The following is a 24,514-nucleotide window of genomic DNA, read 5'->3' as shown; positions in this document are numbered from 1 at the left end:
GCAATTCGGCATCGATTCGGTATCGGTACTTCAGTAACAGCGAAGTGCGGCCGGGCGACTCCCGTGCGTCGCGGCCACCCGGCGGCGCTGCCCGAGAGGAGTCCCGATGTCACCGTGGGCCGTTGTCGTGCTCCTCGTGGCGATCCCCGTGGGCGCGGTGGGCTGGAAGATCATGCACTCCGCGACATCGGCGCACGAAGACCTGGCCGATGGCGTCCTCGCGACCTTCGGAGGTCTGCGGCTGACCGGAACGGCCGTCATCGAAGGCACCGGCGACCGGGCCCTGCGCCACTCTTTGGCCGGGCTGTCCGCGCGCGTCGAGATCCGGAGCGCCCGGACCGGCCGCGTGACCGTCCCCAGGGTGCTGGTGCTCGGCATCCTCGCGCTGGCGGTCAAGAAGGAGCAGTACGACACCGAGGCGAACCTCGTCATCGAGGGCCCGGGGACGAGGCTCGAACGAGCGATGAGCCTCCGCAAGCACCCGGACGGCGCGGACGTGGCCCGGGAGTTCGCCGCGCTGCTGAACGACCTCAGCTCGCACCCCGTCCCGGATCACGGCCCGTGGAGCGGGCAAGAGCGGTTCGACGTCGCCCTGCTCGATCCCGGTGCCCGCCAGGTCGAAGTCGTGCGAGCGGTGCGGCACCTCGTGCGGGGAATCGGCCTCATCGACGCCAAGGAACTGGTGACCGGAACGCCGTCGATCCTGCTGGAACAGGTGCCTGGGCCGGAGGCCGAAGCCGCCCGGCAACGACTCGAAGACGCGGGGGCGACCGTCGAACTGCTGTGAACGGACCTCAGTCGGCGACCCGGCGGAACCGCGGCACCGGACCACCCGGCGTCTCGACGGTCTCACCGAACATCGCTGCCGGCCGCACCCACAACCCGCGCGAGCCGTACAGCGCCCGGTACACGACCAGCTCCTCTTCGGTCTCGCTGTGCCGGGCCACGCCGAGCACCTCGTACTCGCCGCCCTTGTAGTGGACGTACCGACCCGGCTCCACCGACACTCAGAACAGCCGGAACTCGTCGGACTCGATGCCGCGCAGCTCGTCGTAGTCCAGGGTCAGGCAGCGGATCCCGCGGTCCTCCGCCAGGGTCCGCGCCTGCGGCTTGATGATCTGCGCCGCGAACACGCCCTGGACCGGCGCCAGCAGCGGGTCGCGGTTGAGCAGCTCCAGGTACCGGGTCAGCTGCTCGACGCCGTCGATCTCGCCGCGGCGCTTGATCTCCACCGCCACCGACTTGCCGTCGGCGTCGCGGGCCATGATGTCGACCGGGCCGATCGCCGTCGGGAACTCGCGGCGGACCAGCGTGTAGCCGTCGCCGAGGGTCTTGATGTGCTCGGCCAGCAGCTCCTGCAGGTGCGCCTCGACGCCGTCCTTCTGCAGGCCCGGTTCCGCGCCCAGTGCGTGGCCGTGGTCGTGGAAGACCTCGTCGATCGAGATCACCAGCTTCTCGCCCTGCTTGTTCTCGACGATCCAGAGCTGGCCGTCCTCGATCAGCCAGCAGGGTGGGCTCATCCAGTTCAACGGCTTGTACGCGCGGTCGTCGGAGTGGACCGACACCGAGCCGTCGGACTTCACGAGCAGCAGGCGGGTGGCCATCGGCAGGTGGGCGGTGAGCCGGCCGGCGTAGTCGACCTGGCACCGCGCGATCACGAGACGCACCCGAGGAGGGTAGGACAGGGTCGGTGATACTGGGCGCGTGGACCCCATTCAGCGTGTCGCGTCCCGCGAGGTGTACCGGAACAACTGGATGACCGTGCGGGAGGACGACATCCGCCGCCCCGACGGCTCGGCGGGCATCTACGGTGTGATCGACAAGCCGGCCTACGCGCTCGTCATCGCCCAGGACGGTGACCGGTTCCGGCTGGTCGAGCAGTTCCGCTACCCGCTCGGCGAGCGCCGCTGGGAGTTCCCGCAGGGCACCGCGCCCGGGCTGGCCGACGTGCCGCCCGCCGAGCTCGCCGCGCGCGAACTGCGCGAGGAGACGGGCCTGCGCGCCGGCTCGATGGTGCCGCTCGGCAAGCTCGACGTCGCCGCGGGCATGAGCAGCCAGCGCGGCTGGGTGTTCCTCGCCACGGACGTCACCGAGGGCGAGCCCGAACGCGAGCACGAGGAGCAGGACATGCGCAGCGCGTGGTTCGCGCGCGCGGACCTCGAGAAGATGATCCTGGCCGGCGAGATCACCGACGCGCAGTCGATCGCCGCGTGGGCGCAGCTCATGCTGGTCGAGCGGCACCGGCCTTGAGCATCCCGCGGATCACCAGGTGGTGGAACGGCTTGACGATCGCGAAGTAGGCCGGGCCGACGCGGTTGTGGAAGTGCACGATCGTGCCGAGCCGGAAGCCGGCCGGAGCCGGGACGGCTCAGTCGGGCCAGGAGGGCTTGCGCTTCTCGAGGAACGCCGCCATGCCTTCGCGCGCGCCGGGCAGCTGGGATGCGGCGGCCATGACCTCCAGCGCGATCGCGTAGGCGTCGGCCTCGGGCCGGTCGAGCTGGGCGTACAGCGTGACCTTGCCCATCGTCTTGCTGGCCCGGCTGCCGCGGGTCGCCCGCCCCAGCAGCTCCGCGACCGCGTCGTCGAGCCGGTCGTCGGGGACGACGCGGTTGACCAGGCCCCAGTCCAGCGCGGTGGGCGCGTCGATGACGTCGCCGGTCAGCGCCAGCTCCATCAGCCGCTTGCGGCCGATCGAGCGCGCCACCGGCACCGCCGGGGTGTGGCAGAACCAGCCGCCCTTGCCACCCGGGAGCGCGAAGCCCGCCGATTCGGCGGCGACGGCGAGGTCGCACGACGCCACGAGCTGGCACCCCGCCGCGGTGGCCAGCCCGTGCACCCGCGCGATGACGACCTGCGGCACCGACTGCATGGTCTTCATCAGGTCCGTGCACAGCGTCAGCAGCTCGCGCACACCCATCAGGTCGCGCGCGGCGACGTCGCCGAAGTCGTGCCCGGCGGAGAACACCGGCCCGGCGCCGGCCAGCACGATGCCGGTCGCGTCGGACGTCCCCGCCTCGTGGAACGCGGCGAGCAGCTCGGCCAGGTGATCCCCGGACAGCGAGTTGCGCCGCGCCGCGCGGTTCATGGTGATCGTGACGGTGTCGCCGTCCCGCTTGACCAGGATGTGCTCGTACTCGGTCATGTCCCGACGGTAACCCCTCCGGACCGGAACGTGCGACGGTAGCTGTCCGGCCCGACCCCGACCTCGGCGTGCATCCGGCGTCGCAGGTTCGCCGCCGTGCCCAGGCCGGAGCGCTGCGCGACGCGCTCGACCGGCAGCTCCGTCGTCTCCAGCAGCCGCTGCGCGTACCGGACGCGCTGCACGCGCAGCCAGCGTCCGGGGGTCACGCCGGTGGCCGCGGCGAACTCGCGGTGGAACGTCCGCTCGCTCATCCGCGCGTGCCCGACGAGGTCCTCGACGCCGATCCCGGAGCCGAGGCGCGCCAGCGCCCAGTCCATTGTGGACGCCATCCCGGGCTGGGCGGCCACCGGCGGCAGCGGGTTGTCGACGTACTGCCGCTGCCCGCCCTCGCGCGCCGGGGGCATCACCAGGCGGCGCGCCAAGGCGGCGGCGACCTCCGCGCCGTGGTCGCGCCGGACCAGGTGCAGGCACAGGTCGAGGCCGCCGACGACACCCGCGGACGTCAGGACGCCGCCGTCGTCGGTGTAGAGCACGTCGCGCCGGAGGTCCGCCCGCGGCGCGACGCGGGTCAGGGCGTCGAAGTCGCGCCAGTGCGTGGTGGCCGGGCGGCCGTCGAGCAGGCCGGCGGCGGCCAGCGTGAACGCGCCGGAGCAGAGCCCGGCGACGGTCGTCCCGGCCCGGTGCGCCCGCCGCAGCGCCGCGACGGCGGCGGACGGGACCAGCGCCAGCGGGTCGTCGCGGCCCGGCGCCAGCACGAGGTCGCAGCCGTCGAGCCCGGTGAGCCCGTGCGTGGCCGCGACGTCCCCGAACGGCGACACCGCGGTGCGCACCCGGCCCGGGCTGCACAGCCGCACGGTGAACGGGCCGATCCCGCTGTCGGTCCGGTCCTGGCCCCAGACCTCGCCGATCACCGCGAGGTCGAACATCCGGGTGCCCGGCAGCAGCAGAACGCCGATGGTGCGCATGGCAGGAAAGTACCGCATCGCGCGTCTTCTGCCACTCCCCCGAGCTCCCCGATCCCGGAAAACTCGAGGTCATGACCGCACCAGCACTCATCCTGATCGACGTCCAGCGCGGGTTCGACGAGCCCCGCTGGGGACCGCGCAACAACCCCGGCGCCGAAGCGAACATGAAGGCACTCCTCGACGCGTGGCAGGAGCGGCGGCAGCCGGTCGTGCTCGTGCACCACGATTCCGTGAAGCCGGACTCACCCCTGCGGCCGGGTCAGCCGGGGAACGACTTCAAGCCCGAGCTCGACGGCGCGCGCCCGGACCTCGTGTTCGGCAAGAAGGTCAACTCGGCCTTCATCGGCGACGTCGACCTCGACGCGTGGCTGCGCAAGCGCGGCATCACGCGCTTCGTCCTGGCCGGGATCCAGACGAACTTCTGCTGCGAAACCACCGCGCGGATGGGCGGGAACCTCGGCTACGACGTGACTTTCGCGCTCGACGCGACGTTCACCTTCGACCTGCCGGGGGTGGACGGCGACGTCGTCACGGCCGACGAGCTGTCCCGCGTCACGGCGGCGAACCTGGCGAACCAGTTCGCCACCGTGAAGTCCACGAAGGAGATCCTGGCCGGCCTCAGCTGAGGCCGTGGCGTTCGCGGACCAGGCTGACGATGCCGTCCATGATTTCGGTCAGCTCGTAGTCCTTCGGCGTGAACACGCGGGCGATGCCGCGCTCGGTCAGCAGCGCGGCGTCGTCCGGCGGGATGATGCCGCCGACGATCACCGGCACGTCCCCCGCGCCCGCGGCGCGCAGGCCGTCGACGACGTGCGGGACGACTTCGAGGTGCGAGCCGGACAGCACCGAGAGCCCGACGACGTGCACGCCCTCCTGCACCGCGGCCGCGACGATCTGCTCGGGTGTCAGCCGGATGCCCTGGTAGACGACCTCGAACCCGACGTCGCGCGCCCGGACGGCGACCTGCTCGGCGCCGTTGGAGTGCCCGTCGAGGCCGGGCTTGCCGACGAGGATCCGCAGCCGTTCGCCGAGTTCCGCTTCGGTGGCGCGGACCCGTTCGCGCACCCGCTCGATCCCCGGGTCGCCGCCGCTCGCGGCGGCCGCGGAAACCCCGGTGGGCGCCCGGTATTCGCCGAACACCTCGCGCAGCGCGCCGGCCCACTCGCCGGTGGTGACGCCGGCCCGCGCACAGTCCACAGTGGCCTCGAAGAGGTTTTCCGTGGTCTGCGCGCGTTCCTTCAGCGTGGCCAGCGACCGCTCGACGGCGTCGTTGTCGCGCTGGGTGCGCCATTCCTCGATCGCGGTGACGGCGGCCTTCTCGACGGCGGGATCGATCGTCTCGATCGCCTTCGCCCCCTCGGCCTGCAGCGGCGACGGCTCGGTCGTCTCGAACTTGTTGACGCCGACCAGGACGCGCTCGCCGTTCTCCATGCCCCGGCGGTACTCGGCCAGCGACCCGACGAGCTGCGACTTCATGTAGCCGCTTTCGACGGCGGCGACCGCGCCGCCGAGCTCCTGCACGCGGGCGATCTCCTCGCGCGCGCCGGCCATGATCTCGTCGACCTTCGCCTGGATGACGTGCGAGCCGTCGAAGATGTCCTCGTACTCCAGCAGGTCGGTCTCGAACGCGAGCACCTGCTGCATCCGCAGCGCCCACTGCTGGTCCCACGGCCGCGGCAGCCCGAGCGCCTCGTTCCAGGCGGGCAGCTGGATCGCGCGGGCACGGGCGCCGCGCGAAAGCGACACCGCGAGCATCTCGAGCACGATCCGCTGGACGTTGTTCTCCGGCTGGGCTTCGGTGAGGCCCAGCGAGTTGACCTGGACGCCGTAGCGCAGCCGGCGCGCCTTGGGATCCGTTACGCCGTACCGGTCCCGGGTGAGCTCGTCCCAGAGCGCGGTGAACGCGCGCATCTTGGACATCTCCTCGACGAACCGCACACCGGCGTTGACGAAGAACGAGATCCGCGCGACGACCTTGGCCATGTCGGCCGCGTCGACCTGCCCGGAGTCGCGGACGGCGTCGAGCACGGCGATCGCGGTGCACAGCGCGTAGGCGACCTCCTGCGTCGGCGTCGCGCCGGCTTCCTGCAGGTGGTAGCTGCAGATGTTGATCGGGTTCCACTTCGGCACGTGGTGCACGGTCCACGCGATCATGTCGGTGATCAGCCGCAGGCTCGGCCCCGGCGGGAAGATGTAGGTCCCGCGGGACAGGTACTCCTTGATGATGTCGTTCTGCGTGGTGCCGGTGAGCTTCGCGAGGACTTCGTCGACGTCCCGGCCCTCGGTTTCGGCCTGCTCGCGCGCCACGGAGACGTACAGCGCGAGCAGCCACATGGCGGGCGCGTTGATCGTCATCGACGTGTTGGCCTCGGCGAGCGGGATGCCGTCGAAGAGCCGCCGCATGTCGCCGATGTGCGACACCGGCACGCCCACCTTGCCGACCTCGCCGCGCGAGAGCTGGTGGTCCGGGTCGTAGCCGGTCTGGGTCGGCAGGTCGAAGGCGACCGAAAGGCCGGTCTGGCCCTTGGCGAGGTTGCGCCGGTAGAGCTCGTTCGACGCGGCCGCGGAGGAATGCCCCGCGTAGGTCCGCATCACCCACGGTCGGTCTCGTTCACGGTCCGTTGGGTACGGCACAGGACACCTCCGGCGGTGGATGTTTCGTCGAGTGTACCGGCCGGTAACTTATGGTGGCAGTGCAATCGGACACGTCCGGGTGACTCAGTCCGCGGTCAGTGCCGCCCGATCAGGTCGCGGAGCTGCGGTCGGGCTCCGGCACGGCGATCAGCTCGATCGGATCCGGCTGAAGCTCCACGGGCACCGAGTAGCACCCCGACCACCGCAGCCGCTCACCCGGATGCAGGACGACGATCGGTTCTTCCACGGCGACCTCCCCGGCGCTCTTCGCCGGGCTGACGCTCCGGACGGGCGCCGAGGTTGCCCTCAGGCGGCCGAGGTGTCCGACGCGTCGGACGCCGGCGGGGCCTGACGGGCCTTGGCCTCGTCGATGGCCTTGGTGAGCAGGTCGCGAACGCGCTTGGGCTCGCCGACGCCCATCAGCGTCACGGTCCCGGACTCGGGGAAAGAGAGGGTGCCGGTGCGGGACGGGCCCGGCTTGAGGACCGGCGCCGACAACCCGGCCAGCTCGCTGGCGCGTTCCTTCAGCCGGAACAACCCCGACCGCGCGATGACCCGGCTGTCGGTCACGGCGTACGTCGTGCGCCCGAGCGCGAGGTACCGGACGGCGGACCGGCCGACGGCGCCGTACAGCCCGATCAAGAGCACGACGACGGCTCCGGCCATGGCGCCCCCGCTGGGCTGCTTCGCGAGCAGGAACCAGAGTGCGGCGACGGCGAGAATGAGTCCGGCAGGGGCGATCACCCCGTCGGCCGCGACGTACAACGGGCGCTGGACCGGCTCTCCCGCCCAGAGCACGCGCTCACCGGGTAGAAGATCGATTTCCCCTGCTGACATGGTCGAACACTACTCTGCGGAAGCCTCGCCCGCCGAGTTCCGCGCGCGTCGCGCATGCCCGGGCACCCTCCGTGCACGACCGTCGCGAACGGTGTGACGGAAATCCGCGAGACCCGGCCGAGACCGTCGGTTAGCGTGGGCAGCCGTGACGTGGAGTGCTTACGGAAGCTACCTGGTCATCGTGGTCCTGATCGTGCTCGCGCCGGGCCCGGACACGATGGTGATGCTGAAGAACGCGCTGTCCGGCGGGTTCCGCGGCGGGCTGCTCGCCTCGTTCGGCATCTTCACCGGCAACGCCGTCCAGGGCACCGCCGCGGCGCTCGGACTCGGCGTCGTCATCGCGCGGTCGCAGCCGCTGTTCCTCGCGCTCAAGTGGGTCGGCGCGGCCTACCTCGTCTTCCTCGGCTTCCAGGCGCTGCGCGGGGCGTTCCGCGGGAACCACGACGTCGTCGAGCAGGTCCAGCGCCGCCGCGGTGGCGGGTTCCGGCGGTTCCGCGAGGGGTTCCTCTCGAACATCACGAACCCGAAGGTGCTGGTGCTGTACCTGTCCGTGCTGCCGCAGTTCCTGACGCCGCAGTCGAGCATCGGGGACTCGCTGGTGTTGGCGTACACCGTCGCGGTGCTCGGCGTGCTGTGGCTGCTGGTGCTGCTGGTGTTCGTGCACCGCGTCCGCGCGTGGCTGGGCCGCCGCCGGGTGCGCCGTACGCTGGACGGCGTCACCGGCACCGCGCTGGTCGGGTTCGGCGCCGCCCTCGCCCTGGAGTCCTGATGACGTGGAGCACCTACCTGGGGTTCGCCGGGATGATGGCGTTCCTGGCGATGATGCCGGGCCCGGACACGATGATCGTGCTGAAGAACGCGCTGACCGGGGGCGCCCGGGGCGGCGGCTGGGCGTGCGCCGGGATCAGCATCGCGAACCTCCTGCAGGGCACGGCGGTCGCGCTCGGGCTGGGCGCGGTGATCACGCACTACCAGCCGTTGTTCGAGACGGTGAAGTGGCTGGGTGCGGCCTACCTGGTGTTCTTGGGCGTGCAGGCTCTGCGTGGTGCGTGGCGCGGGAACTACGAGGCCCTGGACGACGTCCGGCGCGCTCGCGCCTCCCGCGCGCGGCGGTTCCGTGAGGGCTTCCTGTCGAACATCACCAACCCGAAGGTGATCGTCCTGTACCTGTCGGTGTTGCCGCAGTTCCTCACGCCGGCGTCGACTTTCGGCGACTCGCTGCTGCTGGCGTACACGGTCGCCGCGCTCGGGGTGGTGTGGCAGGTGCTGCTGCTGGTGTTCGTGCACCGGGTGCGCGCCTGGCTGCAGCGCCGGAAGGTACGCCGCGCGATGGACGGCGCGACGGGCATGGCGCTGGTGGGTTTCGGCGCGGCACTGGCTTTCGAAGGCTGATCACGTCGCCCCTGGAGTAGTCTGCTCCGCGACACCACGTTCATCAGCGCCGGTTGGTCGGTGGAGTGCGCTGCCTCGATCCGAGAGGACAGCCATGCCCACCGACCACGAATCCGAGACCGACGCCGTCGTCGAAGCCTTCTACGAGCACATCGGCGCGCCCATCCGGGCCCGCCACGAAGAGCTCGTCGAAGCGAACCGGCACCTCGAAGTCGACGAGCCCGCCCGGCACAACGTCCGGATGACGCTCGCCCTCGTCGCCGCGTACGAGCACCTCGAGCCGGAACTCGGCCGCGAACGGGCGATCGAAACCATCCGGAAGGCCTTCGTCGAACCGCTCGGCCGGTACGTCCGGGAAGGCACCCGCGCGATGCTCGACGCCGCGCCCGATCCCTTCGAAGCCATGGTCGCCGTCGCGAAAGCCCGGGAGAGCACCTCCTTCGGTGCGGGCTTCACCTTCCGGCACCCGGTCGACGACGGAACCCGCTTCTTCCAGGACGTCCACCGCTGCCACTACCACGACGTCCTCGTCGCCAACGGGGCCGCGGAGCTCACCCCGGTGATGTGCGCCTTCGACGCCAACTGGATCGAGGCGATCGACCCGCCCGAACACGGTTTCCGGTTCGACCGGGCCACCACCATCGGCCTGGGCGGCACCCACTGCCCGTTCCACTTCAGCCGCTACGACGTCCGGTCCAGCCAGTCGTAGATCCGGCCCGCCGCGAGCCGCTGGGCGCCGACGTGGCAATGCGCGTCGGCGCCCTCCTCCGCCGTGAACGTCAGCAGCGTCTTCGGGGCGTTCAAGTGGGCGTACAACCTGCGCGGCTCGGTTTCCGTTTCCCCGCCGAAGAACAGGTCGTCCGCCGCTTCGCACACCAGGGTCGGACAGGTGATCTTCTCCGCGACGCCGTCGTCGAGCGTGTATTCGAGGTACTTCGCGACGAACTCGCGGTCGGTCGCCGCGCCCATCACGTAGCGGCCGTGGTCGCACGCCCAGCGCAGCGTGGGGCTCGCCTGCCGGCCCGCAAGAAGCAACGCGTCGAACTCGGGGTCCTCCGCGGCGTGCGCCCGGCGGACGATTTCCGCCCGGTCCCAGGGCAGCAGACCGGTCACCGCGGCACCCGCGTCGTAGACGCCGTCGACCGCGACGAGCGCCGCCAGCCGCGGCTCGAACGCCGCCGCGCGCGGGGCCAGCATGCCGCCGAGGCTGACCCCGAGCAGGGCGATCCGGGAGGGGTCGACGCCGTCGAGCCCGAGCGCGAAGTCCACCACCGGCGTGACGACGTGCTCCCAGTCCGGCCGGAACACGAGCTTCTCGCGCCGGAGCGCGCTCGGCTGGCCGGGCCCGTCGAACGTCAGGACGTGGTAGCCGCGCTCGGCGCCGGCACTCGCGCCCATGAAGTGCAGTTCCTCGGCGCTGCCGTCGAAGCCGCTGTGCATGATCAGCAGCGGCTTCGGGCCGGCACCCGGCGCGCGGTAGAAATACCCCCGCAGAACCGTTCCCTCGTAAGGGATTTCGACCGGCTCCGCGACGCCCGCGCGCCGGAAGCACTCGACGCTGCGGTCGTACGCCGCCGCGGTGCGCGGGTCCGCCGGGTCGCCGTGGAGGAAGAACTCCGCGGAGAAGTAGTACGTCGACGCGCGCAGCAGCAGGTCCCGCGCGGTGACCGGGCCGGCGTCGGCGGCTTCCGCGTACAGCCGGTCGGCCAGGGCGCGGTAGGCATCGTGCCAGCTGTCGTAGTCGCCGGCCGTCACCCGGGACGCGGCCGCGACCACCTCGCCGAAGTCCGAGCCACCATAGGCCGCGTGGCTGAACAGGCGCAGCGTCTCGAACCAGAACTGGGGGTCTTCGGGGAACATGAGCTGCTTCATCGGATCTCCTCCTCCACAAAGGTTTCGAACGGACGGGCGGGCCGGCCGGTGACCTCTTCGACGGCCGCGGTGACGCGGTCTTCGGCGCCGCCCCGGATGTCCTCGTCGAGGGCGGCGAGCACGCGAGCGAAGCCGGCCGGAATTCCGGCCGCCGTCAGAAGAGCCGCGAACTCGGGGGTGCTCACCGCGCGGTGCCGCACCGGACGGCCGGTGCGCGCGGCGATGATCGACGCGGCCTCGGCGTAGCTCACCGCACCGGGCCCGGTGAGGACGTGTTCGGTGTTGTGCGGTCCGGGATCGGTCAGCGCGCGGACGGCGACCGCCGCGATGTCGCCGGCGTCGACGAACGCGACCCGCGCGTCCCCGGTGGCGGTGACGATCTCGCCGTCGCGGACCCCCTGGGCGACCAGGTGCTCGCCGGTGAAGTTCTGCATGAACCAGGACGGCCGCAGCACGGCCCACTCCGGCGCCGCGCGCACCAGCCGCTGCAGGTCGCCGAGCCCGGGCGTGTCCACCGTGACGGCCGACGAGCTGAGCAGGACGACCCGGCGGACGCCCGCGGCCAGGGCGTCGTCCAGGAACGGCTCGACCAGCCCTGCGGGCTCGGCTTCGCCGATCGGTGGCAGCAGGTACACCGCGGAGACACCGCGCAGCGCATCGGCGTGGGTCGACCGGTCGGTCCAGTCGAACCGGACCTGACCGCGCTCGCCCGGCTTGCGCGTGGCCGCCCGCGCCGGGAACCCCGCGGCACGCAGGCCCGCGACGACCCGGCGGCCGGTGGTGCCGGTGCCGCCGAGGACCAGGACGTCAGCCACGGTCGCCGCCGGTGAAGGCCGCCGTCAGCTCGTCGACGCCGCCGAGGACCTCGGCCGCGGCGAGCGGGCTCCAGTAGTCGCGGTAGTGGCGGATTTCGCCGTCCTCGACGGTGATCACGGCGATGTACGACAGCTCGTACGGCTTCGCCGAGGCCACCACGACCCCGGCGACGGTGAACTCGGCGACGACCACGGCCGGGTCCGCGGTTTCGTGCACGGTTTTCGCGACGACCTCGCGGATGTCCAGCAGGTTCGGGTAGTCGCGCAGGTACTCGCGGATCGCGTCACGCCCTTCGACGCGCTTCGGGTAGCCCGGGCCGGCGAACGGGAACTCGAGGACGCCGTCCTCGGCCCAGAGCCCGGCGAACCCGGCCATGTCGTGCTTCAGCAGCAGGTCGATCCCGTGATCGACGAGGTCTCGCAGCCCCATCGGAGCCTCCTTGAGCGTTTGGACGAGACGGTACCGTCCCGACGTCAAGGCTAGACGGAACGGTACCGTCTCGTCCACCCGCTAGACTGCGCCCCATGGCACGCACCCCGACCGGCGCCGCGGTCCTCCAGCCCGAGGTCACGCAGGCCATCACCGAAGCCGTCATGTGGGAACTCGCCGAACAGGGCTACGGGCGGCTGTCGATGGAAGCGGTCGCGAAACGCGCCGGCGTCGGCAAGAGCGCGCTGTACCGGCGGTGGGCGTCGAAGGACCACATGATCGCCTCCGTCGTGACGGAGTTCAGCGTGTCCCGCGCGGCGGAGGCCGACACGGGCTCGCTGCGCGGAGACCTGCGCGAAACGATGCAGGCCCTGATCGACTGGCTCACGCACCCGCTGTTCTCGCGGATCCTGCCGGACCTGGTCGCGGAGGACGCCCGCAACCCCGACCACGGCCGCGGCTTGCGGGAGGCCATCGGCGGCCCCCGCCGCGAGGTCGGCGAGGCGATGCTGCGCCGCGCGATCACCCGCGGCGAGCTACCGGAGGACCTGGACATGGAACTGGCACTCGACGTCCTGGCGGCGCCGATCTACTGGCGCCTGGTGGTCCGCCTGGCCCCGGCGGAGCCGGACTACGTGGACCGGCTGGTGGAGTTCGCCCTGCGCGCACTGGGCGCGCAGGGCGGGTGAGTCACTTCCGGTCGGGCTCGCCGGTGACGCGCTGGATGTCGGCGCCCAGGCGGTTCAGGTTCTCCACGAAGTGCGGGTAGCCGCGGTCGATGTGGAAGACGTCCCAGACCTCGGTGACGCCGTCCGCGCACAGGCCCGCCAGCACCAGCCCGGCGCCCGCGCGGATGTCGGACGCCCAGACCGGCGCGCTGGAGAGCCGCTCGACACCGCGGACCACCGCGTGGTGGCCGTCGGTGCGGGCGTCCCCGGAGAGCCGGATCATCTCCTCGATGAACCGGAACCGCGCCTCGTAGACGTTCTCCGTGATCATCGACGTGCCCTCGGACACCGCTGACAGCGCCACCGCGAACGGCTGCAGGTCGGTCGCGAAGCCGGGGTACGGCAGCGTCACCCAGTCGACCGCCTTCGGCCGCTCGGGCTGGACCACGCGGAAGCCCTTGTCCCCGAACGTCTCGACGTCCGCGCCGGCCAGCTGCAGCTTGTTGAGGATCAGGTCGAGGTGGTGCGGGTTGACGCCGCGGACCGTGATGTCGCCGCGGGTCATCGACGCCGCGAACGCCCAGGTCGCGCCGACGATCCGGTCGCCGATCACGCTGTGCTGGGTCGGGTGCAGCTGTTCCACGCCGTGCACGGTCAGCGTCGACGTCCCGGCGCCCTCGATCTTCGCGCCCATCTCGGTGAGCATCGTGCAGATGTCGACGATCTCGGGCTCGCGCGCGCAGTTGTCGATGACCGTGGTGCCCTCGGCCAGCACGGCCGCCATCAGGATGTTCTCGGTCGCGCCGACGCTCGGGAAGTCGAGCCAGATCTGCGCGCCCACCAGCGTCTCGGCCTTCGCGACGACGCAGCCGTGCTCGATCGTGCTCGTCGCGCCCAGCTTGCGCAGGCCGTTCTGGTGCATGTCCAGCGGGCGCGAGCCGATCGCGTCACCGCCCGGCAGCGCGACGACAGCCTGCTTCAACCGCCCGACCAGCGGGCCCAGCACGCAGACGGACGCGCGCAGCTTGCCCATCGCGGCCGAGTCCGCGCGGTGCGACAGCTCGGCCGGCGTCGTGATGGTGGCGGTGTCGCCCTCGATGACGACCTCGCACCCGACGCTCCGCAGCACGTCGCCCATCAGCGGGACGTCCAGGATCTGCGGGCAGTTCGTGATGGTCGTGGTGCCTTCGGCCAGCAGGGCCGCGGCCATCAGCTTCAGCACGCTGTTCTTCGCGCCGACCACGTCGACCTCACCGACCAGCCGGGCTCCGCCATGCACGTCGAAGTGCTCGCTCATGGCCGCCAATCATGCCCTCTCGCCCGGATTCGGCCCGGGCGGGGGCCGCTATGGTGGGTTCATGGTCGTTCGCATCAACCGCGTCTACACGAAGGTCGGCGACAACGGCACGACCGCGCTCGGCGACGGGTCCCGCGTGCCGAAGACGTCGCCGCGCCTGGGCGCGTACGCCGACACGGACGAGACGAACTCGGTGCTGGGGCTGGCGATCGCGATGGGCGGGCTGCCCGGCGAGGTCGCGGATGTGCTGCGTGCGGTGCAGAACGATCTCTTCGACGTCGGCGCGGACCTCTGCCTGCCGATTTCCGACGACCCGCCCTACCCGCCGCTGCGGATCACGGAGAAGTACGTGGAGCGGCTCGAGGGCTGGTGCGACGAGTTCAACGAGCGGCTGCCGAAGCTGACGTCGTTCATCCTGCCGGGTGGCACTCCGGGGGCAGCGTTCCTGCACCAGGCGCGGACGGTGTCGCGGCGGGCCGAGAGGTCGGCTTGGGCGTTGTACGAGGCGGAGCCGGAGACGACGAACCCGGTGGCGCTGAAGTACCTGAACCGCCTGTCGGACCTGCTGTTCATCCTCGCCCGGCTGGCGAATCCCGACGGTGACGTGCTGTGGCAGCCGGGCGGGCAGCCCTCCTAGTGTCGCGCGTTGCAAGGTGTCCGACGTCCGAGGCGGCTGGAACCTGCGCCATGAGAACCCGGCCCGGGCAGCCCAGGCCGCGATGCAGTGAATGACCCATTCACCTCGTCCGACGACATGAATGACTCATTCATGTCGCCGGACCAGCCACCGCGACCCTCGACAGATCCAGGTCCGATGCACCCGACACCACCTTGGCGCGCAGGGCCAGGCCACTGTCGACGAACCTCAGACGCGCGACACTAGATCCCCCAGCTTTCCCGCAGGGTCCGCAGCGCCTGGTGGAAGCCCGGGAACGTCTTCTTCACGCACTCGGGATCGTCCAGGGTGATGCCGGGCGTCCGCAGGCCCGTGATGCTGAACGCCATCGCGATCCGGTGGTCCCGGCGGCACTTCACCAGCGCACCGGTGGGCGTGCCCGGCCGGATCTCGATCCAGTCGCGGCCCGTCTCGACCTCGATGCCCAGCGCGCGCAGGTTCTCCTCGCACGCGTCGAGCCGGTCGCACTCCTTGATGCGCGTGTTGTAGACGTCTTCGATGCGCACCGGGCCCGAAGCGAACGGCGCGATCGCGGCCAGCGTCGGGACCGTGTCCGAGATGTCGCGCATGTTCACCGTGACCCCGCGCAGGCCGTCCGACGGGCCCGCCACGGTGACCGAATCGGAAGTCAGCTCGACGTGCGCCCCCATCTGCTCCAGCACGTCGGCGAAGCGGACGTCGCCCTGCAGCGCCGACGACCCCAGCCCGGGGATCGTCACCGTGCGGCCCGTGACCGCCGCCGCGGCCAGGAAGTAGCTGGCCGTCGACGCGTCCGGCTCCACCGGGTACTCGCACGCCTGGTACGGCTGCGGCGGCACCACGAACGTCTTGCCCTCGCGCCGGACGTCGACGCCGAACCGGCGCATCATCTCCAGCGTGATCTCGACGTAGGGCACCGACACCAGGTCCGTCACGGTGATCCGCAGCCCCTCCGCCGTCAGCGGCCCGAGCAGCAGCAACGCCGTCAGGAACTGGGACGACAACCCCGCGTCGAGCGTCAGCGAGCCACCCTTGACGCCGTTCGCGCGGATCGTCAGCGGGTGGTGCCCCCGCGCACCCTCGAAGGTCAGGTCGACGCCGAGTTCCTGCAGCGCGTCGGTCAGCGGCCCGAGCGGGCGCCGGCGCATCTGGTCGGACGCGTCGAAGTGGAACGTCCCGGTGCCGGCCGCGGCCAGCGCGGGCAGGAACCGGGCCGTCGTGGCGCCGTCGCGGCAGAACACGTCCGCCTCGGCGACGCCGGGGCCGGACGGACGGCCTTCGATGGTCCACGCGCCCGGCTGCCGGTCGACGCGGTAGCCCAGCTTGACGAGCCCCTCGGCGAAGCCTTCGGTGTCGTCCGAGTGCAGCGGACGGCCGAGGGTCGTGGTGCCGTGCGCGGCGGCGGCCAGGAACAGGCCACGGGCGGTGACGGACTTGGAGCCGGGGATCTCGACGAGGGTCACCCCCCGAGTTTAATGCGGCGAGATCTCGGCCATCGGACCCCAGTCTGAGGCGTCCTGGACGTTGATGATCTGCGGGTTGTCCGAGATGTAGGCACCCAGCGTCGCGACGGCCGTCTTGAAGTGCTCGGAGCCGACGTGCGCGACCGCGGCGTCCTGGCCCTCGAAGCCCTCCACCAGCACGTACGTGTTGCTGTCCTCGATGCTGCGGGACCACTCGAAGAACTTGTTGCCCGCCTCGCCGCGGGTGCCCTTGGTGAAGTCGGCGACGATGTCCGGCCACGAGTCCGCGTACTCGGGCTTCACCGGGAACTTGACCACGATGAAAATCATGGGCTCCACGGTAGGCCACTGCCGCGCTTCCGGCTGTCTCGGTTTGAGACAGCACAGCGTGTCAGGAGGCGCGCGGGAGACGCCGCCCCGGCGGGGCGGACTCGAGCCAGGACAGGAAGCCCGTCAGCGCGCCCGGGCCCATGGCGATCTCGATCGCTTCCTGGGTCTCCGATTCGCAGCGCAGCACGGTCGAGCCTTCCGGAACGGCGTAGGCCTCGCTCCCGGACGGGTCGCGCCGGTCGGCGATCTGCATGCTTTCGCGCTGGAAGACGCGGTCCGGGCCGGTCCGCAGGCTCCACACGCGGTACCAGACGAACTCGTCGCCCTCGTAGCGGCCGAGCCCCAGGTGCCAGCTGGAGCGCGCACTGTCCGGACGCCACCGCAGCGCGACGCTCACGCCCCCACCGCGGCGCATCCGGATCCACCGCTGGCCGTACCAGGCGACCAGCACGGCGAGCACGATCAGGAGCCCGACTACCACCACGGTGATCTTCACGGCCCGGCTCCCGCCCGTCTCCTGCTCAGGCCGACTGACCTGCCGCGCGGAGCTGGGCCGTGGCCCTCGTCCGCTCGGTCTCGTCGTCGGCGCTCAGTGCCGCCTTCGCCGCGTTGACGTCGATTTCGTCGGAAAGCTCGGCGCTCTCGGCGAGGATGCTCACGCCGGCACCGGTCACGGAGAGGAATCCGCCGTGCACGGCCGCGCAGACCGTCTCACCGTCCGTGGTCGTCACCTTGACCACGCCACCTTCGACGAGCTGCCCGAGCACGGGTTCGTGGCCGGACAGGATGCCGATCTCACCCTCGGTGGTCTGGGCCACCACGAAAGTGGCGGTACCCGACCAGAGACGGCGCTCGACAGCCACCAGCTCCACGGACATCTCGGCCACGTAGCACTCCTTAACTCGGGGTGTTGCCACCGAGTGTAATAGGTCTGTCTCCGGCTACGAGAACGGCGGGGGCCCGAGTCCACATAGGACACTGCCCCCGCCGCGCTCGGAGAATCACTTCTTGGTGATTTCCTTGTACTTCTTCTCGAGGTCTTCGAGGCCACCGATGCCCAGGAACGCCTGCTCCGGGTAGTGGTCGAAGTCACCCTTCGAAATGCGGTCGAACGACTCGATCGTCTCCGACAGCGGCACGGTCGAGCCCGGGATCTGCGTGAACGCCTCGGCGACCAGCATGTTCTGCGACAGGAACCGCTCGATGCGGCGCGCGCGCTGAACGGTCAGCTTGTCCTCTTCCGAGAGCTCGTCCATACCGAGGATCGCGATGATGTCCTGCAGCTCCTTGTACTTCTGCAGGATCCGGATGACCTCGGAAGCCACGCGGTAGTGGTCCTCACCGACGATGGCCGGGTCGAGGATCGTCGACGTCGACGCCAGCGGGTCCACCGCCGGGAAGATGCCCTTCTGGAAGACACCACGCGAAAGCTCGGTGGTGGCGTCCAGGTGGGCGAACGTCGCGGCCGGGGCCGGGTCGGTGTAGTCGTCCGCGGGGACGTAGATCGCCTGCATCGAGGTGATCGAACGGCCTCGGGTCGAGGTGATCCGCTCCTGCAGCTGACCCATCTCGTCGGCCAGCGTCGGCTGGTAACCCACGGCCGAAGGCATGCGGCCCAGCAGGGTCGACACCTCGGAACCGGCCTGGGTGAACCGGAAGATGTTGTCGATGAACAGCAGCACGTCCTGGTTCTGGACGTCGCGGAAGTACTCCGCCATGGTCAGCGCGGACAGCGCGACGCGCATACGCGTGCCGGGCGGCTCGTCCATCTGGCCGAACACGAGGGCGGTGTCGTTGATGACGCCGTCTTCGCTCATCTCCAGGAAGAGGTCGTTGCCCTCACGGGTGCGCTCGCCGACCCCGGCGAACACCGACGTACCACCGAAGTTCCGGGCGACACGGGTGATCATCTCCTTGATGAGCACCGTCTTGCCGACGCCGGCACCGCCGAACAGGCCGATCTTGCCACCCTCGACGTACGGGGTCAGCAGGTCGACGACCTTGAGGCCGGTCTCCAGCATCTTCGTCTTGCCTTCGAGCTGGTCGAAGGACGGCGGGTTGCGGTGGATGCCCCAGCGCTCGAGGTCGTCGCCGTAGCCGGGCTCGTCGAGGCACTCGCCGAGCGCGTTGTAGACGTGGCCCTTGACCTTGTCGCCCACCGGGACGGTGATCGGGCCGCCGGTGTCGGTGACCTCGGCGCCCCGGACCAGGCCGTCCTGCGGCTGGAGCGAGATGGTGCGGACGAGGTTGTCACCCAGGTGGCTGGCGACCTCGAGGGTCACCGTCTTGCGCAGCTGCTCGAACTCGATCTCGACCTTGAGGGCGTTGAACTGCTCGGGCACGGAACCGCGCGGGAACTCGACGTCGACGACCGGACCGGTCACCGACACGATGCGCCCCTTGGCGCGCGGGGCTTCAGTACTGGTCATCAATCATCACTTCCTGCTGCGGTGAGCGCGTTCGCGCCACCGACGATTTCGGAGATCTCCTGGGTGATCTGCGCCTGGCGGGCCTGGTTCATCTCCCGCGTCAGGTTGCCGACCAGCTCGTTCGCGTTGTCCGACGCGGCCTTCATCGCCGTCCGGCGGGCGGCCAGCTCGGACGCCGCCGACTCGAGGAGGGCCGCGTAGAGACGCGTGTTGATGTACTTCGGCAGGAGCGCGTCCAGCAGCGTGTCGGCACTCGGCTCGAACTCGTAGCTGGGGAGGAGCTCACCGGCGGGCTTCTGCTCTTCCTCGCCCTCGATGTACTCGACCTCCAGCGGCGCGACGCGCTTGGCGACCGGCCGCTGGGTCAGCATCGAGACGAACTCGGTGTAGACGATGTGGATCTCGTCGACACCGGTGATGCCGTCGGCGTTGCCGTGCGCGTCGTCCGCGCCGAGCATGAACGACTCCACCAGCGCGTCACCGGCGGCGACCGCGTCGGCGTACGCCGGCTGGTCGGAGAAGCCCGTCCAGCTGTTCACGACGGCGCGGTCGCGGAACCGGTAGTAGTTCAGGCCCTTGTTGCCGGTGACGTAGACCTCGGGCTCCTTGCCCTCCGAACGGAGGAGGGCGAGCAGCTCTTCGGTCGCGCGCAGCACGTTGGAGTTGTAGCCGCCGCACTGGCCCTTGTCACTGGTCACGACGAGGACGGCGGCCCGCGTCGGGTTCGGGCGCTCGACCAGCATCGGGTGGTCGAGGTTGGCCGCCGCACCGGCCAGCGCCGAGAGCACCTTGGTGATCTCGTCCGCGTACGGCCGGGAAGCGGCGACCTTCGCCCGCGCCTTGGTGATGCGCGCGGTGGCGATGAGCTCCATCGCCTTGGTGATCTTGCCGATCGACTTGGTCGCCTTGATGCGCGACCGGAGTTCCCGGAGTTGTGCGGCCATGAGCTATCAGCTCACTTCTTCGGGGCGGGCTTGTTGACCTTGACGGTCTCGTGCCCGACCTTGTCGGCGTCCATCGCGTCGGCGTCCGCCTCGACCAGGGGCTTGCCCTCGGAAGTGGTGAACTCCTTCTTGAACTCGTTCACCGCGTCGACCACGGCCTCGCGGGTCTCCTGCGGGAACTTGCCCGACTCGCGGATGCCCTTGATCAGGTCGGCGTGCTTGCGGCGGGCCGAGTCGATGAACTCGTGGTTGAACCGGCGGACGTCCTCGGTCGGGACCGAGTCGTAGTGCCCGTTCGTGCCCAGGTACACCGTGAGGACCTGCTCCTCGACCGGGATCGGCGAGTACTGCGGCTGCTTGAGCACCTCGTACAGCCGGGCACCGCGCTCGAGCTGCGCCTTCGACGCGTCGTCGAGGTCCGAGGCGAAGGCCGCGAAGGCCTCCAGCTCGCGGTACTGCGACAGGTCGATCCGGAGCGAGCCCGCGACGTCCTTCATCGCCTTGACCTGCGCGGCACCACCCACGCGGGACACCGAGATGCCCACGTCGATGGCCGGGCGCTGGCCGGCGTTGAACAGGTCCGACTGGAAGAAGCACTGGCCGTCGGTGATCGAGATGACGTTCGTCGGGATGTAGGCCGACACGTCGTTGGCCTTGGTCTCGATGATCGGCAGGCCGGTCAGCGAACCGGCGCCCAGCTCGTCCGAGAGCTTCGCGCACCGCTCGAGGAGACGGGAGTGCAAGTAGAAGACGTCGCCGGGGAACGCCTCGCGGCCCGGCGGGCGGCGCAGCAGCAGCGAGATCGCGCGGTAGGCGTCGGCCTGCTTGGTCAGGTCGTCGAACACGATGAGGACGTGCTTGCCCTCGTACATCCAGTGCTGGCCGATGGCCGAGCCGGTGTACGGCGCGATCCACTTGAAGCCGGCGGAGTCCGACGCGGGGGCCGCGACGATGGTGGTGTACTCCAGCGCGCCGGCGTCCTCGAGGGACTTCTTCACGGCGGCGATCGTGGAGCCCTTCTGGCCGACCGCGACGTAGATGCAGCGAACCTGCTTCTGCGGGTCGCCGGTCTCCCAGTTGGCCTTCTGGTTGATGATCGTGTCCACCGCGACGGCCGTCTTGCCCGTCTTGCGGTCACCGATGATCAGCTGGCGCTGGCCGCGGCCGATCGGGGTCATCGCGTCGATGGCGGTGATGCCGGTCTGCAGCGGCTCCGACACCGGCTGGCGCTCGACGACCGAAGCGGCCTTCAGCTCCAGCGCGCGGCGGTCGGAGGTCTCGATCTCGCCGAGGCCGTCGATCGCCTGGCCCAGGGGGTTGACGACGCGGCCGAGGTAGCCGTCGCCGACCGGCACCGACAGGACCTGGCCGGTGCGCTTGACCTGCTGGCCCTCTTCGATGCTTTCGAAGTCACCGAGGATCGCGGCACCGATGGAGCGCGCGTCCAGGTTCAGCGCGACGCCCAGAACGCCGCCGGGGAACTCGAGCAGTTCGTTGGCCATGGCCGAGGGAAGGCCCTCGACGTGGGCGATACCGTCACCCGCGTCGATCACGACGCCAACTTCTTCCCGGCTCACGTCCGGGGCGTAACTCGAGACGTAGTTCTCGATCGCGCTACGGATCTCATCCGAGGAGATCGTCAGCTCGGCCATGTCTTTCCCGCTCTCGCTTCGTTCTTGCCAGTATGCAAAGTCTTGTGTGACCTGGGGCTATGCCCGGGCCAGCCGCCTGCGCAGCGTCGCCAGCTGACCCGCCGCGCTCCCGTCGATGACCTCGTCGCCGACGCGGACCACGAGCCCGCCGCCGAGCCGGGGGTCGACCTCGACGTGCAGCGCGATCGGCCGCCCGTAGATGTCGTCGAGCTTCGCGCCCAGCTGGGCGGTCTGCTCGTCGGTCAGGGCGCTCGCGCTGGTCACGTACGCGACCGAGCGCTCACGGCGTTCCGCGGCCAGCTGGACCAGCTTGTCGAGCCCGATGCCGACGCCGCGGCCCTTGGCCCGGCGGACGACCTGCTCGACGAGGGTCTCGGTGACCACGTCCACCTTGTCGGCGAACAGCCCGCGCACCAGCGTCCGCTTGGCATCGGCGGGACCGGTGAGGTCCGAGAGCGCGGTCTCGAGCTCCGGGTGGTGGGCCACGATCCGCGCGACCTGGAACAGCTGGGACTCGACGGCGTCGACGTTCCCGGTCTGCTCGGCGGCGGTGAGCAGCGCCGAGCGGCCGAGCTCTTCGAGCCCGTCGGTCAGCTCACGGGGGCTGGACCAGCGGCTGCCCGCCACGACGTCGAGCACCTTCAGGGCCGGTTCGGAGAGCTTGCCCTCGAACAGCCGGCGCACCAGCGCGGTGCGCGCCTCCGGCGTCGCCGAGGCGTCGCTCACCGCCCGGCGCAGGCCGATCTCCCGGTCCAGCAGGTCGACGACCGAGAGCAGCTCGTCGCCGACCGTGGCGGCGTCGGCTCCCGCGTCGGCCAGAACCTCGCCGAGGCGTTCCTCGGCGAGGCCGAGCGCTTCACGGCTCGCAGCATGCAGCGTCATCTCTGGTCTACTTCCCCGCTCCGTTGGAGGTACCGGCGGTCTCCAGCTCCGCCAGGAACCGGTCGACGGTGCCGCGGCGGCGCGCCTCGTCCTCGAGCGACTCGCCGACGATGCGGCTCGCCAGCTCGACGGCGTTGCGGCCCATGTCGGCCCGCAGTTCGGCGATGATCTGCGCCTTCTGGGCCTGCAGCTGGGCCTGGCCCTGGGCGACGATGCGCTGGGACTCGGCCTCCGCCTCGGCCCGCAGTTCCGCCTTGATCTGCTCGGCTTCGAGCCGGGCGTCGTCGCGGATCTTCGCGGCTTCGCTGCGGGCTTCCTGCAGCTGCGCCCGGTACTTGGCGAGCGCCTCTTCGGCCTCGGCCTGGGCCTTTTCCGCCTTCTCGATGCCGCCTTCGATCATCTGGGCGCGCTCTTCGTACGCCGCTTCGAAGCGCGGAACGACGTACTTCTTCAGAACGAACAGCAGGATCACGAAGGCGACGATCCCGAGGATGACCTCGGGGATGTGCGGGATGATCGGGTTGGGCGCCGCTTCGGCGGCCAACACCAATTCAGTCTTCAGCACGACGTCTCCTTAAGCGATGAGCCGGCGAACTCAGGCAGCGGAGGCGATGAAGTAGATGACGATACCGATCAGGGCCAGCACCTCGGTCAGAACGAAGGTCGAGAAGCCGATGCCCTGCAGCTTGCCCTGCGCCTCCGGCTGACGCGCGGTGCCGTTGATGACCGCGGCGAAGATCAGACCCACACCGATGCCCGGGCCGATCGCGCCCAGGCCGTAACCGATGGCGGCGAGACCGGGGTTGATGTTGACGGCCTGCTCCGCGGCCTGGGCCAGAACGATGTTGCTCACGTGCATTTCCCTTCACTTCGGTCCACGCGCTCGCGTGGATCGGGGGCTTGTGTTCTCAGTGCTCCGACGCCAGCGCGGCGCCGATGTACCCGGCCGACAGCAGGGCGAAGATGTAGGCCTGCAGCACCTGGATGAAGGCCTCGAGGAAAGTCATCAGGATCGCGAAGATGAACGCCACCGGCGAAACGAGCTTCAGCCCGAATCCGTCGGTCTCGGTCAGCAGGAAGCTGCCGCCGAGGGTGAACACCATGATGATGAGGTGACCGGCGAACATCGCGGCGAACACTCGGATGGCGAGCGTGGCCGGCGCGATGAAGAACTTCTGCGCGAACTCGATCGTCGAGAACAGCGGCATCACGAAGCCCGGGACTCCGGCCGGCGCGAGCTCCTTCTTCAAGTAACCCTTGAAGCCGTATCGCTTGAAACCGACGTAGTGGTAGACCGGGTAGACGACCAGCACCGAAAGCGCGAGCGGGAACCCGATCCGCGCCATGGTCGGGAACTGGAAGAACGGGATGATCCCGAACAGGTTGTTCACCAGTACGAAGGTGAACAGGCCGAGGATCAGCGGGATGAACGGCTTGAAGTCCTTCGAGCCGATCTGTTCCCGCGCGATGTTGTTGCGGCCGAAGTTGTAGACCGACTCGGCGAGGAACTGCGACTTGCCGGGGACGACCTTCAGCTTCCGGGACGCCACCATGAAGTAGGTGATGATGATGATCAGCGAGATCACCACGAGCAGCATCGGCTTGGTGAAGCTGCCCCAGTACCCGGAGCCGAAAATAGGCGGCAGGTTGAAGTCCGCCACACCGGGGGGCGTGAAAGTGCCACCCTCGGTCAGTACCAGCGCGCCCACTGGGCTCCTTCCGGTTCTCCCGGCCGGCGTTCACTCCGCCGGGGGAATCGTCACGATCTGGACTTAACGTACCCGATACGCATCGGGACGCCGGAGGCGGCTGCCCCACTGTGCGATGAACACGGCTTCACGTTCTGCACACGGGGTTGTCTCGCGTGAACACTGCCCTGCGGTCTACTTCGGACCAGCGGCGAAGAGGCGGAACTACACGGTCGCCACACTGCTGATCGCGGTTCGTCTTAGGGAGCGTGCGGCCGAGGCCGCCACCCTTGACGCGGACCATACCAGCAGGTCAATCAGTGCCGTACACGCGTACTCCATACCCACCGATCAGCCCAGGACCTAAGTCCCGGGTCGACCCGGGACCCTGGTCCGGCACCGGACGGGACCGGCTCCGG

The 24,514-nt window shown here is 70.1% G+C and carries 30 protein-coding genes and 1 pseudogene; 8 read left to right on the top strand and 23 right to left on the bottom strand.

Translation table 11 applies throughout. The features are described 5' to 3' along the window. Positions 1-106 precede the first annotated feature (106 nt). Positions 107-787 (top strand): ribosomal protein L7/L12, encoded by a 681-nt coding sequence (locus QRX60_RS20710; RefSeq protein ID WP_286002405.1) that lies wholly within the window; start codon positions 107-109, stop codon positions 785-787. A 7-nt stretch (positions 788-794) separates the two neighbouring features. On the opposite strand, the gene QRX60_RS20705 is transcribed toward QRX60_RS20710, so the two are convergent. Both QRX60_RS20705 and nucS read right to left on the bottom strand, forming a co-directional pair. Beyond that, positions 795-1,001, bottom strand: a complete 207-nt coding sequence (locus QRX60_RS20705; RefSeq protein ID WP_286002404.1) for a DUF1653 domain-containing protein — start codon at positions 999-1,001, stop codon at positions 795-797. A gap of 6 nt (positions 1,002-1,007) precedes the next feature. Beyond that, positions 1,008-1,667 carry an endonuclease NucS gene (gene nucS / locus QRX60_RS20700; RefSeq protein WP_286002403.1) on the bottom strand — a complete coding sequence of 220 codons (660 nt, stop codon included), beginning with the start codon at positions 1,665-1,667 and terminating at the stop codon, positions 1,008-1,010. A 37-nt stretch (positions 1,668-1,704) separates the two neighbouring features. Here nucS and QRX60_RS20695 point away from each other — a divergent pair, with 37 nt between their 5' ends. Then, complete coding sequence (locus tag QRX60_RS20695; protein WP_286002402.1) at positions 1,705-2,250, top strand: NUDIX domain-containing protein; 546 nt, start codon at positions 1,705-1,707, stop codon at positions 2,248-2,250. On the opposite strand, the pseudogene QRX60_RS20690 reads toward QRX60_RS20695, so the two are convergent. The 3 genes and pseudogenes from QRX60_RS20690 to QRX60_RS20680 form a co-directional block, all read right to left on the bottom strand. Next, positions 2,222-2,335: pseudogene (locus QRX60_RS20690) on the bottom strand (DUF2867 domain-containing protein); the annotation flags it as partial. The gene QRX60_RS20695 and the pseudogene QRX60_RS20690 overlap by 29 nt on opposite strands. 33 nt (positions 2,336-2,368) lie before the next feature. Further along, positions 2,369-3,142: an enoyl-CoA hydratase-related protein gene (locus QRX60_RS20685; RefSeq protein ID WP_286002401.1), complete on the bottom strand. Its 774-nt coding sequence runs from the start codon at positions 3,140-3,142 to the stop codon at positions 2,369-2,371. Beyond that, entirely contained in the window at positions 3,139-4,107 is a 969-nt protein-coding gene (locus tag QRX60_RS20680; protein WP_286002400.1) for a GlxA family transcriptional regulator, read from the bottom strand. The genes QRX60_RS20685 and QRX60_RS20680 overlap by 4 nt, the downstream gene beginning before the upstream one ends. Before the next feature lie 71 nt (positions 4,108-4,178). Here QRX60_RS20680 and QRX60_RS20675 point away from each other — a divergent pair, with 71 nt between their 5' ends. Next, complete coding sequence (locus QRX60_RS20675) at positions 4,179-4,733, top strand: cysteine hydrolase family protein (protein ID WP_286002399.1); 555 nt, start codon at positions 4,179-4,181, stop codon at positions 4,731-4,733. Here the strand turns inward: QRX60_RS20675 and QRX60_RS20670 are convergent. The 3 genes from QRX60_RS20670 to QRX60_RS20660 form a co-directional block, all read right to left on the bottom strand. Continuing rightward, complete coding sequence (locus tag QRX60_RS20670; protein WP_286002398.1) at positions 4,726-6,741, bottom strand: protein meaA; 2,016 nt, start codon at positions 6,739-6,741, stop codon at positions 4,726-4,728. The genes QRX60_RS20675 and QRX60_RS20670 overlap by 8 nt on opposite strands. A 109-nt stretch (positions 6,742-6,850) precedes the next feature. Continuing rightward, positions 6,851-6,988: a hypothetical protein gene (locus QRX60_RS20665; protein WP_286002397.1), complete on the bottom strand. Its 138-nt coding sequence runs from the start codon at positions 6,986-6,988 to the stop codon at positions 6,851-6,853. Positions 6,989-7,047: 59 nt separating this feature from the next. Further along, positions 7,048-7,539 carry a YdbT family protein gene (locus tag QRX60_RS20660; protein ID WP_286002396.1) on the bottom strand — a complete coding sequence of 164 codons (492 nt, stop codon included), beginning with the start codon at positions 7,537-7,539 and terminating at the stop codon, positions 7,048-7,050. A gap of 184 nt (positions 7,540-7,723) precedes the next feature. On the opposite strand from QRX60_RS20660, the gene QRX60_RS20655 reads away from it, so the two are divergent. The 3 genes from QRX60_RS20655 (at position 7,724) to QRX60_RS20645 (ending at position 9,679) form a co-directional block, all read left to right on the top strand. After that, positions 7,724-8,347, top strand: coding sequence for a LysE family translocator (locus QRX60_RS20655; RefSeq protein ID WP_286002395.1), 624 nt, complete (start codon positions 7,724-7,726; stop codon positions 8,345-8,347). Beyond that, positions 8,347-8,970: a LysE family translocator gene (locus tag QRX60_RS20650; protein WP_286002394.1), complete on the top strand. Its 624-nt coding sequence runs from the start codon at positions 8,347-8,349 to the stop codon at positions 8,968-8,970. The genes QRX60_RS20655 and QRX60_RS20650 overlap by 1 nt, the downstream gene beginning before the upstream one ends. Before the next feature lie 94 nt (positions 8,971-9,064). After that, a complete protein-coding gene (locus tag QRX60_RS20645; protein WP_286002393.1) occupies positions 9,065-9,679 on the top strand; it encodes an L-2-amino-thiazoline-4-carboxylic acid hydrolase in 615 nt (204 codons plus the stop codon). Here QRX60_RS20645 and QRX60_RS20640 read toward each other — a convergent pair. The 3 genes from QRX60_RS20640 to QRX60_RS20630 are packed head-to-tail and all read right to left on the bottom strand — an operon-like array spanning position 9,652 to position 12,087. Next, complete coding sequence (locus QRX60_RS20640) at positions 9,652-10,842, bottom strand: alpha/beta hydrolase family protein (RefSeq protein ID WP_286002392.1); 1,191 nt, start codon at positions 10,840-10,842, stop codon at positions 9,652-9,654. The genes QRX60_RS20645 and QRX60_RS20640 overlap by 28 nt on opposite strands. Beyond that, complete coding sequence (locus QRX60_RS20635; protein ID WP_286002391.1) at positions 10,839-11,657, bottom strand: NmrA family NAD(P)-binding protein; 819 nt, start codon at positions 11,655-11,657, stop codon at positions 10,839-10,841. The genes QRX60_RS20640 and QRX60_RS20635 overlap by 4 nt, the downstream gene beginning before the upstream one ends. After that, positions 11,650-12,087, bottom strand: a complete 438-nt coding sequence (locus QRX60_RS20630) for a nuclear transport factor 2 family protein (protein WP_408630242.1) — start codon at positions 12,085-12,087, stop codon at positions 11,650-11,652. The genes QRX60_RS20635 and QRX60_RS20630 overlap by 8 nt, the downstream gene beginning before the upstream one ends. Positions 12,088-12,182: 95 nt before the next feature. On the opposite strand from QRX60_RS20630, the gene QRX60_RS20625 reads away from it, so the two are divergent. Beyond that, a complete protein-coding gene (locus QRX60_RS20625) occupies positions 12,183-12,776 on the top strand; it encodes a TetR/AcrR family transcriptional regulator (protein WP_286002390.1) in 594 nt (197 codons plus the stop codon). A gap of 1 nt (position 12,777) precedes the next feature. On the opposite strand, the gene murA is transcribed toward QRX60_RS20625, so the two are convergent. Beyond that, positions 12,778-14,052, bottom strand: coding sequence for a UDP-N-acetylglucosamine 1-carboxyvinyltransferase (gene murA / locus QRX60_RS20620; RefSeq protein WP_286002389.1), 1,275 nt, complete (start codon positions 14,050-14,052; stop codon positions 12,778-12,780). A gap of 61 nt (positions 14,053-14,113) precedes the next feature. Between murA and QRX60_RS20615 the strand changes: the two genes are divergently transcribed. Further along, positions 14,114-14,689, top strand: coding sequence for a cob(I)yrinic acid a,c-diamide adenosyltransferase (locus tag QRX60_RS20615; RefSeq protein WP_286002388.1), 576 nt, complete (start codon positions 14,114-14,116; stop codon positions 14,687-14,689). A gap of 242 nt (positions 14,690-14,931) precedes the next feature. Here QRX60_RS20615 and aroA read toward each other — a convergent pair whose 3' ends face one another. The 11 genes from aroA to atpB all read right to left on the bottom strand — a co-directional run bounded on the left by aroA (position 14,932) and on the right by atpB (position 24,116). Continuing rightward, the gene (gene aroA / locus QRX60_RS20610; RefSeq protein WP_286002387.1) at positions 14,932-16,170 is read right to left on the bottom strand and encodes a 3-phosphoshikimate 1-carboxyvinyltransferase; all 1,239 of its coding nucleotides are present in this window, start codon (positions 16,168-16,170) and stop codon (positions 14,932-14,934) included. Between the two features lie 9 nt (positions 16,171-16,179). Further along, positions 16,180-16,500 (bottom strand): putative quinol monooxygenase, encoded by a 321-nt coding sequence (locus QRX60_RS20605; RefSeq protein WP_286002386.1) that lies wholly within the window; start codon positions 16,498-16,500, stop codon positions 16,180-16,182. A gap of 61 nt (positions 16,501-16,561) precedes the next feature. Further along, on the bottom strand, positions 16,562-16,996 hold the full coding sequence (locus QRX60_RS20600; protein WP_286002385.1) for a DUF2550 domain-containing protein: 435 nt from the start codon (positions 16,994-16,996) through the stop codon (positions 16,562-16,564). A gap of 25 nt (positions 16,997-17,021) precedes the next feature. After that, a complete protein-coding gene (locus QRX60_RS20595; protein WP_286002384.1) occupies positions 17,022-17,387 on the bottom strand; it encodes a F0F1 ATP synthase subunit epsilon in 366 nt (121 codons plus the stop codon). Between the two features lie 114 nt (positions 17,388-17,501). Then, positions 17,502-18,929, bottom strand: coding sequence for a F0F1 ATP synthase subunit beta (gene atpD / locus QRX60_RS20590; RefSeq protein WP_286002383.1), 1,428 nt, complete (start codon positions 18,927-18,929; stop codon positions 17,502-17,504). Beyond that, a complete protein-coding gene (locus tag QRX60_RS20585) occupies positions 18,929-19,873 on the bottom strand; it encodes a F0F1 ATP synthase subunit gamma (protein WP_286002382.1) in 945 nt (314 codons plus the stop codon). The genes atpD and QRX60_RS20585 overlap by 1 nt, the downstream gene beginning before the upstream one ends. An 11-nt stretch (positions 19,874-19,884) precedes the next feature. Continuing rightward, a complete protein-coding gene (gene atpA, locus QRX60_RS20580; protein WP_286002381.1) occupies positions 19,885-21,525 on the bottom strand; it encodes a F0F1 ATP synthase subunit alpha in 1,641 nt (546 codons plus the stop codon). Between the two features lie 57 nt (positions 21,526-21,582). Then, a complete protein-coding gene (locus QRX60_RS20575) occupies positions 21,583-22,407 on the bottom strand; it encodes a F0F1 ATP synthase subunit delta (protein ID WP_286002380.1) in 825 nt (274 codons plus the stop codon). 7 nt (positions 22,408-22,414) lie between these two features. Then, positions 22,415-22,972, bottom strand: coding sequence for a F0F1 ATP synthase subunit B (locus QRX60_RS20570; protein ID WP_286002379.1), 558 nt, complete (start codon positions 22,970-22,972; stop codon positions 22,415-22,417). A 30-nt stretch (positions 22,973-23,002) separates the two neighbouring features. Next, positions 23,003-23,260, bottom strand: coding sequence for an ATP synthase subunit c family protein (locus tag QRX60_RS20565; protein WP_026468506.1), 258 nt, complete (start codon positions 23,258-23,260; stop codon positions 23,003-23,005). Between the two features lie 55 nt (positions 23,261-23,315). Further along, entirely contained in the window at positions 23,316-24,116 is an 801-nt protein-coding gene (atpB, locus tag QRX60_RS20560; RefSeq protein WP_286002378.1) for a F0F1 ATP synthase subunit A, read from the bottom strand. Between the last annotated feature and the right edge of the window lie 398 nt (positions 24,117-24,514).

Source organism: Amycolatopsis mongoliensis (assembly GCF_030285665.1).
Classification (GTDB): Bacteria; Actinomycetota; Actinomycetes; order Mycobacteriales; family Pseudonocardiaceae; genus Amycolatopsis; species Amycolatopsis mongoliensis.
Note: the sequence above shows the minus strand (reverse complement) of the source record. Positions and strands in the feature narration are given on the sequence as shown.

What these genes read in the sequence shown, in the direction of transcription:
- QRX60_RS20675 (WP_286002399.1), top strand. Translation starts at nt 4,179, where the DNA reads ATGACCGCACCAGCACTCATCCTGATCGACGTCCAGCGCGGGTTCGAC.
- QRX60_RS20575 (WP_286002380.1), bottom strand. Translation starts at nt 22,407, where the DNA reads ATGACGCTGCATGCTGCGAGCCGTGAAGCGCTCGGCCTCGCCGAGGAA.
- atpD (WP_286002383.1), bottom strand. Translation starts at nt 18,929, where the DNA reads ATGACCAGTACTGAAGCCCCGCGCGCCAAGGGGCGCATCGTGTCGGTG.
- QRX60_RS20625 (WP_286002390.1), top strand. Translation starts at nt 12,183, where the DNA reads ATGGCACGCACCCCGACCGGCGCCGCGGTCCTCCAGCCCGAGGTCACG.
- murA (WP_286002389.1), bottom strand. Translation starts at nt 14,052, where the DNA reads ATGAGCGAGCACTTCGACGTGCATGGCGGAGCCCGGCTGGTCGGTGAG.
- QRX60_RS20585 (WP_286002382.1), bottom strand. Translation starts at nt 19,873, where the DNA reads ATGGCCGCACAACTCCGGGAACTCCGGTCGCGCATCAAGGCGACCAAG.
- QRX60_RS20650 (WP_286002394.1), top strand. Translation starts at nt 8,347, where the DNA reads ATGACGTGGAGCACCTACCTGGGGTTCGCCGGGATGATGGCGTTCCTG.
- QRX60_RS20605 (WP_286002386.1), bottom strand. Translation starts at nt 16,500, where the DNA reads ATGATTTTCATCGTGGTCAAGTTCCCGGTGAAGCCCGAGTACGCGGAC.
- QRX60_RS20680 (WP_286002400.1), bottom strand. Translation starts at nt 4,107, where the DNA reads ATGCGCACCATCGGCGTTCTGCTGCTGCCGGGCACCCGGATGTTCGAC.
- QRX60_RS20710 (WP_286002405.1), top strand. Translation starts at nt 107, where the DNA reads ATGTCACCGTGGGCCGTTGTCGTGCTCCTCGTGGCGATCCCCGTGGGC.
- QRX60_RS20685 (WP_286002401.1), bottom strand. Translation starts at nt 3,142, where the DNA reads ATGACCGAGTACGAGCACATCCTGGTCAAGCGGGACGGCGACACCGTC.
- atpA (WP_286002381.1), bottom strand. Translation starts at nt 21,525, where the DNA reads ATGGCCGAGCTGACGATCTCCTCGGATGAGATCCGTAGCGCGATCGAG.
- QRX60_RS20640 (WP_286002392.1), bottom strand. Translation starts at nt 10,842, where the DNA reads ATGAAGCAGCTCATGTTCCCCGAAGACCCCCAGTTCTGGTTCGAGACG.
- QRX60_RS20615 (WP_286002388.1), top strand. Translation starts at nt 14,114, where the DNA reads ATGGTCGTTCGCATCAACCGCGTCTACACGAAGGTCGGCGACAACGGC.
- QRX60_RS20645 (WP_286002393.1), top strand. Translation starts at nt 9,065, where the DNA reads ATGCCCACCGACCACGAATCCGAGACCGACGCCGTCGTCGAAGCCTTC.
- QRX60_RS20630 (WP_408630242.1), bottom strand. Translation starts at nt 12,087, where the DNA reads ATGGGGCTGCGAGACCTCGTCGATCACGGGATCGACCTGCTGCTGAAG.